Below are 381 nucleotides of genomic sequence, written 5' to 3'. Positions count from 1 at the left end.
ATGCTCTGGATCGTCCGGAGCGGTGCGCAGTGGCGTGAGCTGCCGGAGACCTATGGCCCTTGGCAGTCTATATACGCCCGATTCGCCAAATGGCGGGATGACGGCACTCTGGAAGCGGTATTCCACACACTGTCTGCGGACGCGGATATGGAGAACCTGAGCATGGACTCCACTTGCGTAAAGGTGCATGAAAGCGCAAATGGCGGGGAAAAAAACGGCGGATAAGGCGGTTGGCCGTACCAAAGGCGGGTGGAACACAAAACTCCACGCTGTCGTAGACGGTCTGGGAAACCCGGTGGAGTTCCTGCTCTCCGCTGGAAATGACCACGATTCGGTTCACGCTGTTGAACTGCTGAAAAAGGTCAGAATCGGCGGGAGTGC

The 381-nt window shown here is 57.5% G+C and carries 1 protein-coding gene and 1 pseudogene; both read left to right on the top strand.

Annotated elements, in window-relative coordinates; all coding sequences use genetic code 11:
* Positions 1–225, top strand: a 225-nt coding sequence (locus ACQRD3_RS13585; RefSeq protein WP_427781750.1) for a transposase, incomplete at its 5' end; no start/stop codon positions are given.
* Positions 200–381, top strand: a pseudogene (locus ACQRD3_RS13580) (IS5 family transposase); the annotation flags it as partial. The gene ACQRD3_RS13585 and the pseudogene ACQRD3_RS13580, both read left to right, overlap by 26 nt.

This window comes from Candidatus Pseudoscillospira sp. SGI.172 (assembly GCF_050313575.1).
Taxonomy (GTDB): Bacteria; Bacillota; Clostridia; order Oscillospirales; family Oscillospiraceae; genus Vermiculatibacterium.
Note: the sequence above shows the minus strand (reverse complement) of the source record. Positions and strands in the feature narration are given on the sequence as shown.